Here is a 14,683-nt window from a genome sequence, read left to right as displayed (position 1 = left end):
GCACTTCAATTTTAAATTCGGGAATTAATATGAACCAACAAAAAAGCTATGACACTGATGTCATAGCTTTAAAATTAGTTTCGGTCTCCACTGAAGAATCCAAATATTTGTAAAAAGTATTGAAATAGATTTAAGAAACTTAGATACATACTTAACGACCCTTGAAGTGCTAAGCCTGTTTCAGAAACTTGATCGCCATAGTTTAGATATAACTGTTTCATTTGTGCATTGTCATACATCGTTAAAAGAGAAAAGATGGCAACGCCTATAAATGAAAAGACGAAGGTTACTGCTGGACTATGCAATAAGAACGCATTGATTAATGAAACCACAATCATCGCAATCAAAGCACCAAACAATTGCGTACCCATCTTAGATAAATCACGTTTTGTTGTTAACCCAATAACAGCCATAACAATAAAGACGATTGCAGCTGAGAAGAATGCTGCCGCAATGGTACCAAGATTATAAACCAGGAAAATACCTGAAAGCGTAATTCCAAAGAATCCGGCAAATCCGAATAGCATTAAAAACCCAATCATTGGATTTTGTAACGCCGATCTTTGCCCAAACCACATAAAGATAAACATTCCAATAAAAATGATGCTAATTCCAACTCTACCTTGTGTTAGAAAAGTTTGAACTGCTGTACGCCAAATTGTTGCACCTAGATATGCAATAATACCTGAGAAAGCAACAGCTGCTGCCATCCATCCGTACATCTTGGTTAAAAATCTATTCAAACCAACCTGTGTGTTAATTAAATTTCTGGGTTGTTCCAATTAAATTCCTTCTTTCATAAACGTTTAAGCAATTTTAACAACTTTCATTTTAAAAAGATAATAAACGATTAGTTTAAGAATAAACTTAATATTTACTTAACTATTTTTTTATAATCATTTTCATATTTCATAATATCACCTGCACCCATAAATACTAATACAGCATCATGTTGGCTAGTTAAGGCTGATAAATCATCTTCATGAATTAATTGTGTGTTTTTTCCAATTTTGTCGGCTAAATCTTGTGAAGAAACTTTTCCACTTTGTTCACGAGCTGAACCAAATATTTCAGTTAACACAACTTGATCAGCTTTGCTTAATGAATCAACAAATCCATCCATTAAGGCAGCTGTTCGTGAATACGTGTGGGGCTGGAAAACTGCCACAATTTTTTTGTCTGGATATTTTTGACGTGCAGCATCAAGTGTTGCTTTAATTTCTGATGGATGATGAGCATAATCATCAATTAAAACATTGTCAGCTACTTTTTCTTCAGCAAAACGGCGCTTAACACCGGCATAACTGAGCATTTCTTTTTTAATAAGGTCTAAATCAACCTTTTCAAAATATGAAACAGCAATCACAGCTAAACTGTTAAGTACGTTGTGTTCACCAAACAATGGAATTTCAAAATGACCAATAATTTGACCATCATATTCAACATCAAATTCAGAACCCTTGGTAGTACGGTTAATGTTTTTAGCTTGGAAATCATCTGTATCTTTTGTTCCATAATAATAAATTGGCACATTAGGTTGGAGTTTACGTAAACTTGGATCGTCACCCCAGGCAAAGATACCCTTTTTGACTTGTTTAGCAGCTTGTTCAAATGCACTCTCAACATCATCCAGGTCTTTGTAGTAGTCAGGATGATCAAAATCAACGTTTGTCATGATCAAGTAATCTGGATGATATGCTAAGAAATGACGACGATATTCGTCTGCCTCAAATACGAAGAAACGAGCGTCTGGAGTTCCCTTACCAGAACCATCTCCGATTAGGTAACTAGTCTTATCAACGCCACCCAAAACATGAGCTAATAAGCCGGTTGTACTGGTTTTACCATGAGTTCCAGCTACACCAATACTAGTGTAAGAATCTAACATCTTACCAAGCATTTCATGATAACGAAGAACAGTTAAATTCATTTCACGAGCACGTTTGATTTCAGGATGATCATCAGTAAATGCATTTCCTGCAATGACTGTTACTCCAGGTGTTAAATTATTTGGATCAAATGGCAATACTTCGATTCCCGCCTTTTCCAAACCATCTTGAGTAAATGTATATTCTGTAATATCAGAACCTTTAACTTTGAAACCTTCATCGTGCAAGATTAAAGCTAATGAACTCATACCTGAACCTTTAATACCCACAAAATAGTAAACTGTTTCCTTATCCAAACCTACCACTCCAATACTCTTATTTATTTTAGTCTATCATAAATCTGTTGAATCTGAATCTTCATTTCCAGAATAGTACACGTCCCGTGGCTTCGAACCATTCATGCCAGATATATATCCCTGACTCTCTAATGAATCAATCATCGTAGCAGCACGGTTATACCCTATTGAGAACATTCGTTGCAATTTAGAAGTTGAAATCGTATCTTCACCAGCTAAATATTTCAAAACATCCCCCATTAACTCGTCTTCTTGATCCATTTGAATTGCTGATTCCTTCAGTTCAGTTGGATCAAACAAGTAATGTGGAGCTTCTTCACCACGAACAAAGCCTGTAATTTGGTCAATTTCATCTTCAATGTAAGAACCTTGAATTCGAGTCGGATTACTTTGTCCATTTCCAAGGAATAGCATATCCCCTCGTCCCAACAATCTTTCGGCACCAGCGTGGTCCAAAATGGTTCGAGAATCAATTTGGCTTGATACCATGAATGCTACTCGTGTCGGAATATTATTTTTAATTAATCCCGTAACGACATCCACACTTGGTCTTTGTGTTGCGATAATCAAATGAATTCCTGCGGCACGGGCCTTTTGGGTAATACGAACGATATAATCCTGTACCTCAGATGAAGCAACCATCATTAAGTCTGCTAATTCATCGATAATCACAACGATATATGGCATCTTGTCAGCTTCATGTCCACTTTCAACAGCCTTTTTGTTATATTGTTCAATATTTCGGGCTCCTGCAGCAGCCAACCTGTCATAACGATTATCCATTTCTTTGGTAACCCACTTTAATGAAGCAGAAGCTGCCTTCGGGTCTGAAATTACTGGTGCTAGCAAATGTGGCAACTCATTATATGGTGCCAATTCAACTGCCTTCGGATCAATTAGTAGCAAGCGTAAATCGCGCGGTGTTGCTTTGTATAATAACGATATTAATAAGCTATTGATAAACACACTTTTACCGGAACCTGTTGCACCTGCAATTAATCCATGTGGCATTTTACGTAAGTCATAGACGCGTGGTTCACCAAATAAATCAACTCCTAGAGCAATTGATAATGGTGATTCACTATTTTGAAATACCTCAGAATGCAAAACTTCCGATAAAAGAACTGGTCTGGATTTGAAGTTTGGCACTTCAATACCAACCGTACTCTTACCAGTAATTGGCGCTTCGATTCGAATATCCTTAGCAGCTAACTGTAATTTCAAATCATCCGCTAAGTTAGTAATCTTATTTACTTTAACCCCTCGTCCAAGCTCTACTTCGAACTGAGTCACTGTCGGACCGACTGTCCAATCAACAACCTCTGCATCTACATCAAAATCCTCTAATGCATCACTCAAACGTTGCACTTGGTCTTGAACCCAGTCGTCAGTATTATCTGAGTTCAGTACTGGATCTGGCAAGAGACTGAGTGGTGGGAATTGATATCCTAGCTCTCTGCTTTCACTGTTCACAACTGTAGGAGTGGTTTCTGGTGCTTTTTCAAAATCACTCAAATTGCGGTGGTGATGTTGTTGAACTGGTACTGGTTGTGATTCAATATTACTTTTGGTTTCTGTCGATTGTTCATTGTTAAAAACCGGCGCAGAGCGTTTAATTAACCGATTTCTTTTAACACTTAGCGTTATTTTAGGCGTTGTTTCTGCCACTGGCTCTGGATCGTTATCAATCTGCCTAGGTGATTCCGATGATTGAATAGGTTTATTAGTTTCAAACTCGGTTTGATGGCGATGATTAATTTTAGATTCATCAACATTATTCTTAAACTTTTTGAATTGTTCAGAATTAAAAGCCGGTTCAAATTTGGACTTATTCAAGTTCATCCCAGAATCAGCTGATTTATTTATATCTGTATTTAATTTTTTCTTGTCTGAGCTCTTTCCGTTTTTACGAAAAAAAGCTGGTCCATCATATTTAGGCATTTTTAACCTCTAAAACATCATTATTTAAAAATTTGATTTCCTTTGTCAAAGTCGAATTCAGTTCCAACAACAAAATCATCTGGCAAAATCAAAGCACCTTTTTTAGTTGGAGCATTCTTAAGACCTAATTCGCGTCCGGAACAAATCATACCGTTGCTTTCAACGCCCCTAAGTTCACCAGGCCAAATAATTAATCCACTTGGCATCATTGCTCCAACTTTTGCAACAACAACTTTGATGTTGTCAGTCATGTTGGGAGACCCACTGACGATTTGAACAGTCTTACCATCTTCAACTTCAGTTTCTGTAATTAGTAGATGATCTGAATCGGGATGTTTAGTTGTGCTCTTAACATATCCGACAACAAATTTAGGTTCATTATCAATCTCAAGTTGATCATCAAAACCAGCTTCAACGATCTTTTGATTTAAGATTTTGATTTGCTTATCAGTTAGTTTGATTTCTCCGACTCCATCTAAATCAGTAACAAACTCAGATGCGTTGATAAAATTAAAACCAATTGTTTCATTATTTTCCGTATTAAAAATACGTACTACACTGCCATTCTTTGAGATATCTTGACTTGCTACATCTGGCTTTAAAATAACAATTAAATTATCACCCATTGCAGCTTTGTTATAACTTGCAATCATTTTTATTTCTCCTTAAATGTTTTTCGTTTATTAAACCCAGCACAACAATGTTAAAATGTACCTAATAACAAGTTGAGAGGGTGTTTGATATGTCCAAATCTAAATTTAGGTATATGCCAGTTTTAATTGGCTCTGCCACAGCTTTCGTCGTTGGTGCCTCCATTGCTAGGTTGTTAAACCAGCATCGCCGCGTAAATCCCCAAAGTGCACTAGCACGGGTTCGACGTTCTTTTGAAGAAGACGGGCCAGTTGAAGGAGCATGGATTGAATCTCACACAGAATCACTAAAACGCTTTGGATTAAATGCCACTGTTTATTATGGCGGCATTACTCGTTATGAGCAAGACGAACTAATTCAATACGAATTTATTGCTGATGCTTATACCGGAACAATCATTGATATTTATAGACGTTAACTTTAAAAAAGAGTGTGAAAAAAGGTGGTTTGACTCTGAGCATAGCATAGGAAATCGAATGATTCGCATTTGGAATCGTTTGATTTTCGTAGCTAAGCGGAAGAGTCAGCCTTTTTTCACCGATTTAGAATATTAAAGTTTATAAACGTAGAAAGAGTCTGAGGTAAAAACTAATGTTTTTACTTCAGACTTTTTCTCTAGAAATGGGCTTTTAATTTATAAATTGGTTGGCCCATGGCACTAAATTTCTGTTCATATTCGGTTTCAACATTTTGCTCGTTTTCTGAGCTGTCGTGTAAGTTCAACCAGACACCCTCATATGTCATACCATAATTATTTAGGCTTGTTAATGAAAATTCAAACAATCCCATATTATCAGTCTTAAACTCAAGTTCACCATGATCAACAAGAATTGTTTCGTAAACTTTAAGGAACGTTTTAAAGGTTAAACGACGTTTTTCATGACGCGTCTTGGGCCATGGATCTGAAAAGTTCAAATAAACTTTGTTAATCTCACCATTTTCAAAATAATCTGTTAACTCAGCGCCATCAGCATATAGAAATTGCAAATTAGGTAGTTGAATATCCATATCTAAACTATTTTTCAACGCAATAGCAGCAACAGATTTTTGGACTTCGATTCCGATGAAGTTTTGCTCTGGGTACTTTTTAGCCATATTAATAATAAATTGGCCTTTTCCCATTCCAACTTCAATATTGATTGGCTGGTTACGTTCAAAACGGTTTTGCCATTGGCCCCTTATATCAGCACCTTTAGTGACAATTCGATCTCGATTAGATTCTATTAAAGGCTCAGCCCATGTTTTATTTCTTACTCGCATTAGTTCTCCTATGTTTATAAAGATAATTTTTTAATATAACGTGGAATATACCACCAGTAAATTATTAATCCTACCAAAACCTGACCCAAACACATAAACATTAAGCCAGATAGCGTAAAGTTTATTACACTTGAACAAACTATAATGATAACAGAACAAACCGTAATTAATCTAATTAGTATTTGTCGAAAATCATTAATTCTCATTTGTTTTTGAATTGGATAGACTGTGGTAAATATATTCTGTTCATTTTTTTCAAAAATTGGTGTTATTTGAACAATAATTAAATATGTGGCTAGCGAACCAATCAATGTTTTAAGAACCACTGATGAGCTAAACATTGCAATCAAGGCTGTTACCACTAGTAAGCGAATCGACTGACTGCCATAATCACCACTTCTAACTAGTGACCTTGCATAAACGCTTCTAAACGCGTTCACCTTTGAGCCTTGAATTATTTTAACGATGGGATCAGCCCACTTACGGCGTTTAATATGTGTCGTAATTTGTGGGACCTCTGTAAACAGACTAAAGAAACGATACAGTCTGTTCATTCGATTGTTTTCTCTTTGCAAGGATTTCAACCACTGTAAGTTACCCGTTCTAATTTGTTGATTGCTTTGAAAAACAGCATAGCTCGACCAAATTAACGCACCAATTAACATTAATAATGGACTGAAATAAAGTCCAACTGCCACTAACAATAAGTTTATAAGGATACTCGTTAGTATAAACCGATCAGAAGTAACAAATAATGAACTAATTTCAAACCGCAATTTAGCAAACATCAATCCAAGTATTGATACAACAATGAGTATAATTGACGGAACACTGGCAAACGTTAGCGCCAACATTGGCAAAGAAACTAATACTATGATTAAGCCAACTATTAAGGGTAATAAAGTACTCCGCAACTGAGTATGCTTGATATAATCCTTCATCGATGATTCACGTGGCAGTAGGAATACTTTGTCAGCTTCTTTTAACAATAAAACTGGTCGACCAACTAATAGTGGAACCATCAAAAGAACCAATAATAGGACCTTCAAAATGGGATTAGTATCTGAAACGCCCTTGAGCCAGTTGGAATACGATAATCCTACTCCACCAACCAAGAACATTAAAGCTAGTACTAAATGATCATTTAATACATATCTTAAGTATTTTAAATTCTGACGTTGGTACTTTTTGAGACGCGAACTCCACAAATCATTCATTCATCTCACTCCTTGCCAACTTCAAGTAAATTTCACTCAAACTAGCACCTGGCTGATTAAATTGTGTTTGAAAATCAGCAACTGTTCCGACTGATTCCAAAACTCCGTTATTTAATAGTGCAAATTGATCACAGTATTTTTCCGCAGTATCCAGAACGTGTGTCGACATTAAAATTGACGCACCGGATTTCTTCTTTTGATCGATCAACTTTAATAAATCATCAACAGCTAAAGGATCTAGTCCCAAAAATGGTTCATCAATTACAAATAATTTTGCCTGTGTAATAAAAGCACAAACAATCATAACCTTTTGTTTCATACCTTTAGAAAAGTTTGCTGGAAACCAGTCCAGTCTTTTGTCTAAACGGAATGTTTTAAGTAACTTTTTAGCTTCAACCCATGTACGTTCAGAATCTAAATCGTATGCTTTAATTGTTAAATCAATATGTTCTCTAAGAGTTAGTTCTTCATATAAAACTGGAAACTCAGGCACATAGGCCATCTGTTTTTTGAAATCATTAGGATTATCTTTTAAATTAATTCCATTTAAAATAATTGATCCCTTTTGGGGAGTTAACAGTCCAATAATATGATTGATAGTAGTCGACTTTCCGGCCCCATTTAATCCAATCAGTCCCATTAATTCACCATCATTAACCGTGAAGCTTAAATCCTTAATGACTGGGACCTGTGTATATCCACCTGTTAAAGCTTTAACCTCTAGGCTCATTTATATATCATCCTCTCAAAAACACCTTTAAATTATACCATATCAGCCCTTTTTAATAGTCTTTACCGCGTGAGATAAATAGGAAAAGTGTATAATAGTTTTTAAAGATAACTGGAGGTTTCTATTATGGATAACAATTGTATTTTTTGTAAAATTATTGCGGGAGATATTCCAAGTTATACCGTCTATGAAGATGATAAAGTAAAAGCATTTCTAGATATTTCACAGACCACGCCAGGTCACACACTGGTAATTCCAAAGGTGCACATTCCAGATATTTACGCATACGATGAAGAACTTGCTGAACAAGTCTTTGCACGCATCCCTAAAATTGCTCGGGCCATTAAGAACAGTAATCCATCTATTAAGGGAATGAACATCGTTAATAACAATGGTGAATTAGCATATCAATCAGTATTTCACTCTCATTTCCATTTGATTCCACGCTATTCAGAAGATGATACATTTTCAATCAACTATACTGATAACGGTGAGTCAACCAGTTCTAGCCAATTAGAAGAACTTCAAACAAGCATCCAAAATGCGATGGAGGATAAATAATGGCAAAAGACAAAAAGAAGAAACGTTTTAGATGGTTACGGACCGCTATTGGCACTTGGTTAGGATATAAAAGTATCACTTATGTTATTAATCATCCCCATCTCGTACGCGACTTAAAGCAATCTATTACCGATTACATCAATGCGATTCAATCATTTGCTGCATCAGTAAGCTCCTTAAAGAGCAACACTGCTAATTTACGTAATCAATTAGATAAAACTCAGAAAACAATGGAAGAAATTAATACTTCAGTTGAACACTTCCAATATAAGTTGGAACCTCGTTTAGCTCGTATTAACGAACTTGAAGAACATATTCAAAAGGAATTAAATTCCATCGGTTCTCCAACAAATGTAAAAAAATAGACTTCAATTTGAACTTTTTATAAAGATTTATTAGAAAGTCTAATAGATTTTCTAAGTATGGTATGATGAATATTGTATTTTTCAACAAAACGAATTGAATAGGATGTGGAGATTTATTATGAAGAAATTTTTCCTTGGTCTTGCCGCTCTTGGCATGGCAATTACATTAGCTGCCTGTGGTAGCAAAACAGTTGCAACTACTTCTGGTGGTAAGGTCACACAAGATCAGTACTACAGCAGTTTAAAAGGTACATCACAAGGTAAGCAAGTATTACAACAAATGATCATCAATAAAGTACTTGAAAAGCAATATGGTGACAAGGTATCTGATAAAACAGTTACAAAGCAATACAACTCATACAAAGATCAATATGGTTCACAATTTAAGAGTGTCCTCCAATCAAACGGTATGGACAGCAGTTCTTTGAAGAAACAATTACGTTCTAACCTACTTCTAAAAGAAGCTGTTAAAGACAATGATTCAATTTCTGAAAGTCAATTAGAAAAAGAATGGAAATCATACCAACCTAAAGTTACTGTTGGTCAAATCCTCGTATCAAAGAAGAGCGCTGCTGAAAAAGCCATCAAAGCTCTTGATGATGGACAAAGCTTCACTAGTGTAGCTAAGAAATACTCTGTTGATTCATCTACTCGTGACAAAGGTGGTAAGATTCCTGCCTTTGATAACACAAACACAACTTTAGATGCTAACTTCAAGAAAGCTGCATTCAAACTTGATGAAGGTAAATACACTAAGGAACCTGTTAAGACTGAATATGGTTACCAGGTTATTAAGATGTTAGACAAACCTGCTAAAGGTAAAATGTCAGACCATACTAAAGAACTTAAAGAACAAATCTGGAACTCAGATATGAGTAACAGTGACAAACTTCACACAGTTGTTGGTAAAGTTCTTAAAAAGGGTAATGTAACTATTAAGGATAACGATTTAAAGAACGTTCTTGATGATTACCTATCACCTGCTGCACCAAAAGCTAAATAATAATTAATACCAAATAAAAAAATTCCTGCTTAATTGCAGGAATTTTTTTATTTGTCCGTAGTTGGTCTAAAGAAATTTCTTCCATCCATTCCAAAAATACGTTCACTGAATTCACCAGGCTCTGTATCTTTAAGTGCCCCACTAACCATTTGAATTTGAGCATCCAAATCATCTAAAGCATGCAACACAACTGCTTCTAGCATGTGTGGTTCAACCGGTGATCCATATTCTTTCAGACCATGATGAGAGATAATCATATGTCTGAGTAACAACATGTTTTCAGAATTAGTATCAATTTTTAACTCTTGTGCTGTTTTAACAATTTCCTCATCAATTAAAGTGATGTGTCCTAATAAGTTTCCAGCAACTGTATAGGTTGTTGAAATTGGACCAGACAATTCAATCGTTTTGCCTAAATCATGCAACAGTGCCCCAGCATACAGTAGCGATGCATCAACTTGTGGATATTGTTTAACCACTGATTTTGCCAAGCGTAAAATTGAAACTGTGTGATATGCTAGTCCACCCTCAAAAGCATGATGATTAGTTTTAGCAGCTGGATATGCAAAGAACTGGGTATCGTACTTCTTCAACAACGCTCGTACAATTCGGTTCCAATCTGCGTTAGTAATTTCAAATAAAGTGGCGCTCACTTCTTCACGTAAATCACTAATTGACACAGGAGCTTTTTCTGTATAAAGCGTTGGATCATTAGGCTCCGTATCATCCGCTAAGCGCATTGCCATAATTTTCACTTGAGGAGCACTTTTATAAGTTTCTCTTTTCCCGTTCAGGTAAATTACTCGACCAGCTTTAAAATTAGTGATGTCTTCTTCTTTTGCATCCCAGTAATTTCCTCTAATTTCGCCCGAACGATCTTGAAATGTCATAGCAATGAAATCCTTACCTGTTTTAGTCACACGTTTTTCAGCGCTCTTAATCAAGACAAATAAACCCATCTCATCGTCATTTTTGTATTCTTTTAACTTCTTTTCCATTAATTTCACTCCAATCTGATAATTCTTTTCTGATCTACTAGCGATTCAACCTCTGCTTTTGCAGTAAAGTAAATAATTTGATTGTTAACACTGATTTGTGACAATATTTCAAAAACAATTTTCAGTCTCTGATCATCAAAACTAACAAATCCATCGTCAATGATAATTGGCAATCTAACAATGTCTGACACTACCTCTGTAAATGCTAAACGTAAAGATACATATAGTTGCTCAGCAGTACCTCGTGACAATTCATTCAAATCAAATTTCACACCATCAACACGTTTAGTTTCGATTCGCTTCTTTTCCAAAGTAAATGATTCATAACGATTTTGGGTTAATTGTTTAAAATATTTTTGTGCCAATTCGACTACTTTGGGCAATCGTCCTTGTGTTGCCAGCTCAAGAGTCTTTTCAATCCATTGAGCACTAAGTTTTTGTGTCAGCCAAGCTTCGGTATCATCAGTTATTTCTTGTTGTAAATCAATCAGTTCCTGTTCAGTTTGCTCAACATCCCCTGAACTAATCTGACCAGTCATGTTACCGATTTGTTCGGTCTTTGAATCTAATAACTCTTTTTCTTTAGAATTCAAATTAGTAAGTTGTTCTTGTTCTGAATTTAATTGAGACTCCAACTCAGACTTATTACTAATCACCCTTAGCTGTTCTAACTCGGTAGTATCGACCTGATTTTTCAACTCTTGAATTCTTATCAGTGCTTTTTGTTGATTCTGTTTTTGCTTTAATAAGTCTTCAAATTGTTCTTGCTCTGGTCTAACCTGCATAACAGCTTCAATACTTGCACTCTCATCAGACTGATTCTGAAGACTTTGTTTCAGTTCATTTTGTAAATAGTCTAGTCTGGTTTGATTATTTTTATCTTGCTCTTTAATTCGGCGAATTTGATCCACTTGCTGATTTAGAAAGTCTATCGATTCTGTGCCTTTTTGTTCTTTGTCGGGATATAGGCGTGTAAACTTGCTCCAAAATTCATCTAGTACGCTATTATTTTCACTTAATTGATGAATTAAGTTAGTGTATGACGAACGCAAATTTTGAAATTTTTCAACATCATTATTTACTAGAAGTATGTCATCCAATGCAACACTATTCATTTGATGACTTTGCTTTACTTGATTTAAGTTGTTTTCTGTTTCACTGGCTTCTTGTTTCAGAGCATCAATCTCATCTTGAATATTATTCTGAGGACTATTTTGTCCATTTTTCCAGAATAACCAACCTGCTGCTCCCAACAATATCAATGCTAAAAGTATTTTGATTGGAAGATTGATTGGAAGAACCAATGCAATTACTCCTCCGACGCCTAAAACAATAGGAACCAAATTATTGTTCTTGGTCTGAGATTGTTGCAACATTTCTGTTTGCTTCTCACCCACCAGTCGACTATTTTCTGTCAACTTTCTCTGATTATTTCTAACTGTTGTAATCTCTCCATCAGATAAATGCGACAAAGTATCTAGGTCAAATTGATACTTTTGATTTAATTCATCTAATCCAGCTTTAGTTTCTTCAATATCATTCTTTAGCCACTTTTGGCTCTGTATTAAGTCCTTAACAGCATTAGATTGATTATCTAATTCAATTATTTCTGGGGCATTGTCTGGAAGCACTTGTTTTTGCTGCTCGACTTGGATTAAGTCAACTTTTTTCTTTGTTTCTTGAGACTGTTTCTTTAATTGTTGCCACCTAGTAAATGATTGGCGAACTTGATTCAAATCCATTTCACTAATGCTACGTGATTCTTCAACATGTTGCTTTTCCAAATCACTCAATTCTGCATAAGCATCCCATTTAGATAACAAATTTTTAGTCTGGTTAAGTTTGTTTGATACTTCAGATTGCTCATTTCGAACTTGCTTAATTTGAGCATCCAAGTCCTGACTTGTCTTTTGATATTCAAAGTAACTCGGTAGCTGTGCCTTCATATCTCTGAGCTTTTTAGATAAGTCATCATATTGTTTTAGAAGCTTATTAAGTGGTTTAACACGTCCCTTAGGCGTAAACAGTTTATCAGATTCAGATTCGAATTGATCTTGTAACTCGATCCAACTATCGCTACCAACTGCACCCATTTGAATAATCTTACGTTGTAAATCATTCTGATTTAATTTTGATAAATCACTCAAGTCCGTCTGGTTAAATCCAAATAGTTGTTGATAAGTTTGCTGATCAATTGGTCCTAAAATCGTCTTCACAAAGTCTTCTGAAATTTGTTCGTTGTTTTCTAAATCTGTGATTGTTACTTGACCACCGTTTTTTCCATCAAGTCGCTCTATTCGATAATCATGACCCTGATATTCGACTTCTAGATTCCCACCATAAGCATTTCCAACCTTTGGCTTATACCGCAATGCTTTTTCATTAGCACGATTGCTAGCATATCCAAATAAAATACTGAAAATAAATTGTCTGATAGTGGATTTTCCGGCTTCATTTAATCCATAAAAAACCTGCAATTGAGGATCAACGGCAAAAGATTGATCAGTGAATTTCCCGAATCCGTATATGTTTATTTTTTTAATTTGCATGATGTTCATCCTTAAAAGCACTATTCTTAATTAATTGCAGTTCAGACTGAGACTTTAATTCATTAACTGTATCCTCTGAATCAAAATTATCTACTAAGAAATCATATTCCTGTAATCGTCCCATTAAGCTTAAGATATTGGATTTATTAAAAATATCTGCTTTCGCAGTATTCCAAAAATCTTCATCCAACTTTGGAAGTTCTTGCATTGCCTCATCAGTATTCAATGATATTTTAAAGATCCAACTTTCCTGATGTTCAAGCTCACGCTGAAGACGATTTAAAAATACATCCCCCATCAGAGTATTGACTACATCTTGATCTAATAAGTTTGATTGATTTAGTCTAACTTTTACTAAGTCAAAAGTTTGATGATTCTTAGATAGCTTAGATTGTATTTTTTCCTTCAAGCTATCAAAAGTATCATCAGGGTCACAGTTAATTTCGATTTCTCTCCATACTGCACTACTTGTAGGCTTAAAAGTACTTACAAGCTGCTTTTGATTGGACTCTACTAAATAGTGCCCTTTAACACCCTGCTCGTTTATATGGCGACCCTGCGTATTACCAGAATACTGAATCAATGGGTTATCATTTAACTGCACGCGTTTATGAATATGACCTAATGCCCAATAATCATAATGTTTACTAATCAACTGATCCTTAGTAAATGGTGCATACCTTGCTTCAGGAGAATTAAGGCCGTCCATACTACCGTGTAATGTACCAATATAATAATCCGCATCATTGCCATTTACAGGATACTCGTCGATTCGACTTTGTGGTTCAGATCGTGCTTTATAACTAAAACCGGCTACCTTAACATTCTCATTCTGCACAGTCCGAATAGTTTTAACACTTACCTTATCATCAAAAACTTGTACATTATCAGGAAAAATGGAACTTGGTATTTCCTCATTTAGATAATCATGATTACCAAAACTGAGCAGAACCGGAATATTAGCTCGATTTAATTTTTCAAAACCGTCTATAGCAGTTTCAATAACATTAAAACTGGGATTGGGTTCATCAAATAAATCTCCAACAATTAAAACGAAATCAACATTTTCAGCCACTGCATCTGTAATCATTTTTTCAAAAGCCTGATTAATTGAATGATGCATTAAATCTTTGACGTCCTCAGTAGCATTCCTCAATCCTAAGAACGGACTACCTAAATGAATATCAGCCGCATGAATAAATTTCAAATTAAACACCTCTTTT

14 protein-coding genes are annotated in these 14,683 nt (G+C 35.3%); 4 read left to right on the top strand and 10 right to left on the bottom strand.

What is annotated here, in order from left to right; all coding sequences use genetic code 11:
- Positions 1-74: 74 nt before the first annotated feature.
- The 4 genes from IV88_RS02945 to ytpR all read right to left on the bottom strand — a co-directional run bounded on the left by IV88_RS02945 (position 75) and on the right by ytpR (position 4,779).
- Positions 75-782 carry a Bax inhibitor-1/YccA family protein gene (locus IV88_RS02945; RefSeq protein ID WP_057798565.1) on the bottom strand — a complete coding sequence of 236 codons (708 nt, stop codon included), beginning with the start codon at positions 780-782 and terminating at the stop codon, positions 75-77.
- 92 nt (positions 783-874) lie between these two features.
- Positions 875-2,185 carry a UDP-N-acetylmuramate--L-alanine ligase gene (gene murC / locus IV88_RS02940; protein WP_057798563.1) on the bottom strand — a complete coding sequence of 437 codons (1,311 nt, stop codon included), beginning with the start codon at positions 2,183-2,185 and terminating at the stop codon, positions 875-877.
- 36 nt (positions 2,186-2,221) lie between these two features.
- The gene (locus tag IV88_RS02935) at positions 2,222-4,126 is read right to left on the bottom strand and encodes a DNA translocase FtsK (protein WP_057798561.1); all 1,905 of its coding nucleotides are present in this window, start codon (positions 4,124-4,126) and stop codon (positions 2,222-2,224) included.
- Positions 4,127-4,146: 20 nt separating this feature from the next.
- A complete protein-coding gene (gene ytpR, locus IV88_RS02930; protein WP_057798559.1) occupies positions 4,147-4,779 on the bottom strand; it encodes a YtpR family tRNA-binding protein in 633 nt (210 codons plus the stop codon).
- A gap of 89 nt (positions 4,780-4,868) precedes the next feature.
- Between ytpR and IV88_RS02925 the strand changes: the two genes are divergently transcribed.
- Complete coding sequence (locus IV88_RS02925) at positions 4,869-5,195, top strand: PepSY domain-containing protein (protein ID WP_057798557.1); 327 nt, start codon at positions 4,869-4,871, stop codon at positions 5,193-5,195.
- Between the two features lie 197 nt (positions 5,196-5,392).
- Here IV88_RS02925 and trmB read toward each other — a convergent pair whose 3' ends face one another.
- The 3 genes from trmB to IV88_RS02910 are packed head-to-tail and all read right to left on the bottom strand — an operon-like array spanning position 5,393 to position 7,984.
- Positions 5,393-6,037: a tRNA (guanosine(46)-N7)-methyltransferase TrmB gene (gene trmB, locus IV88_RS02920; protein ID WP_057798555.1), complete on the bottom strand. Its 645-nt coding sequence runs from the start codon at positions 6,035-6,037 to the stop codon at positions 5,393-5,395.
- A gap of 14 nt (positions 6,038-6,051) precedes the next feature.
- Complete coding sequence (locus tag IV88_RS02915; RefSeq protein WP_057798552.1) at positions 6,052-7,254, bottom strand: ABC transporter permease; 1,203 nt, start codon at positions 7,252-7,254, stop codon at positions 6,052-6,054.
- Positions 7,247-7,984 (bottom strand): ABC transporter ATP-binding protein, encoded by a 738-nt coding sequence (locus IV88_RS02910; protein ID WP_057798550.1) that lies wholly within the window; start codon positions 7,982-7,984, stop codon positions 7,247-7,249. Before IV88_RS02910 ends, IV88_RS02915 begins: the two co-directional genes overlap by 8 nt.
- A 126-nt stretch (positions 7,985-8,110) precedes the next feature.
- Between IV88_RS02910 and IV88_RS02905 the strand changes: the two genes are divergently transcribed.
- The 3 genes from IV88_RS02905 to IV88_RS02895 all read left to right on the top strand — a co-directional run bounded on the left by IV88_RS02905 (position 8,111) and on the right by IV88_RS02895 (position 9,913).
- Positions 8,111-8,545, top strand: a complete 435-nt coding sequence (locus tag IV88_RS02905; RefSeq protein WP_057798548.1) for an HIT family protein — start codon at positions 8,111-8,113, stop codon at positions 8,543-8,545.
- The gene (locus tag IV88_RS02900) at positions 8,545-8,910 is read left to right on the top strand and encodes a hypothetical protein (RefSeq protein ID WP_057798547.1); all 366 of its coding nucleotides are present in this window, start codon (positions 8,545-8,547) and stop codon (positions 8,908-8,910) included. Before IV88_RS02905 ends, IV88_RS02900 begins: the two co-directional genes overlap by 1 nt.
- Positions 8,911-9,028: 118 nt before the next feature.
- The gene (locus tag IV88_RS02895) at positions 9,029-9,913 is read left to right on the top strand and encodes a peptidylprolyl isomerase PrsA (RefSeq protein WP_057798545.1); all 885 of its coding nucleotides are present in this window, start codon (positions 9,029-9,031) and stop codon (positions 9,911-9,913) included.
- 47 nt (positions 9,914-9,960) lie between these two features.
- Here the strand turns inward: IV88_RS02895 and IV88_RS02890 are convergent, their stop codons facing one another.
- Genes IV88_RS02890 through IV88_RS02880 form a run of 3 tightly spaced genes read right to left on the bottom strand, consistent with a single transcriptional unit; the run spans position 9,961 to position 14,667 of the window.
- Positions 9,961-10,911 carry a 3'-5' exoribonuclease YhaM family protein gene (locus IV88_RS02890; protein WP_057798543.1) on the bottom strand — a complete coding sequence of 317 codons (951 nt, stop codon included), beginning with the start codon at positions 10,909-10,911 and terminating at the stop codon, positions 9,961-9,963.
- 5 nt (positions 10,912-10,916) lie between these two features.
- On the bottom strand, positions 10,917-13,460 hold the full coding sequence (locus IV88_RS02885) for an ATP-binding protein (RefSeq protein WP_057798541.1): 2,544 nt from the start codon (positions 13,458-13,460) through the stop codon (positions 10,917-10,919).
- Positions 13,450-14,667 carry a metallophosphoesterase family protein gene (locus IV88_RS02880; RefSeq protein WP_057798539.1) on the bottom strand — a complete coding sequence of 406 codons (1,218 nt, stop codon included), beginning with the start codon at positions 14,665-14,667 and terminating at the stop codon, positions 13,450-13,452. The genes IV88_RS02885 and IV88_RS02880 overlap by 11 nt, the downstream gene beginning before the upstream one ends.
- Positions 14,668-14,683: the final 16 nt, after the last annotated feature.

The organism is Pediococcus argentinicus (assembly GCF_001437605.1).
GTDB classification, from domain to species: domain Bacteria; phylum Bacillota; class Bacilli; order Lactobacillales; family Lactobacillaceae; genus Pediococcus; species Pediococcus argentinicus.
The sequence above is the reverse complement of the archived record's forward strand: the minus strand, read 5'-3'. Positions and strand labels throughout refer to the sequence as shown.

Bases quoted from the DNA above. Each gene is read 5' to 3' on its own strand.
- IV88_RS02935 (WP_057798561.1), bottom strand. From the start codon at position 4,126: ATGCCTAAATATGATGGACCAGCTTTTTTTCGTAAAAACGGAAAGAGC.
- ytpR (WP_057798559.1), bottom strand. From the start codon at position 4,779: ATGATTGCAAGTTATAACAAAGCTGCAATGGGTGATAATTTAATTGTT.
- IV88_RS02925 (WP_057798557.1), top strand. From the start codon at position 4,869: ATGTCCAAATCTAAATTTAGGTATATGCCAGTTTTAATTGGCTCTGCC.
- trmB (WP_057798555.1), bottom strand. From the start codon at position 6,037: ATGCGAGTAAGAAATAAAACATGGGCTGAGCCTTTAATAGAATCTAAT.
- IV88_RS02915 (WP_057798552.1), bottom strand. From the start codon at position 7,254: ATGAATGATTTGTGGAGTTCGCGTCTCAAAAAGTACCAACGTCAGAAT.
- IV88_RS02910 (WP_057798550.1), bottom strand. From the start codon at position 7,984: ATGAGCCTAGAGGTTAAAGCTTTAACAGGTGGATATACACAGGTCCCA.
- IV88_RS02905 (WP_057798548.1), top strand. From the start codon at position 8,111: ATGGATAACAATTGTATTTTTTGTAAAATTATTGCGGGAGATATTCCA.
- IV88_RS02900 (WP_057798547.1), top strand. From the start codon at position 8,545: ATGGCAAAAGACAAAAAGAAGAAACGTTTTAGATGGTTACGGACCGCT.
- IV88_RS02895 (WP_057798545.1), top strand. From the start codon at position 9,029: ATGAAGAAATTTTTCCTTGGTCTTGCCGCTCTTGGCATGGCAATTACA.
- IV88_RS02890 (WP_057798543.1), bottom strand. From the start codon at position 10,911: ATGGAAAAGAAGTTAAAAGAATACAAAAATGACGATGAGATGGGTTTA.
- IV88_RS02885 (WP_057798541.1), bottom strand. From the start codon at position 13,460: ATGCAAATTAAAAAAATAAACATATACGGATTCGGGAAATTCACTGAT.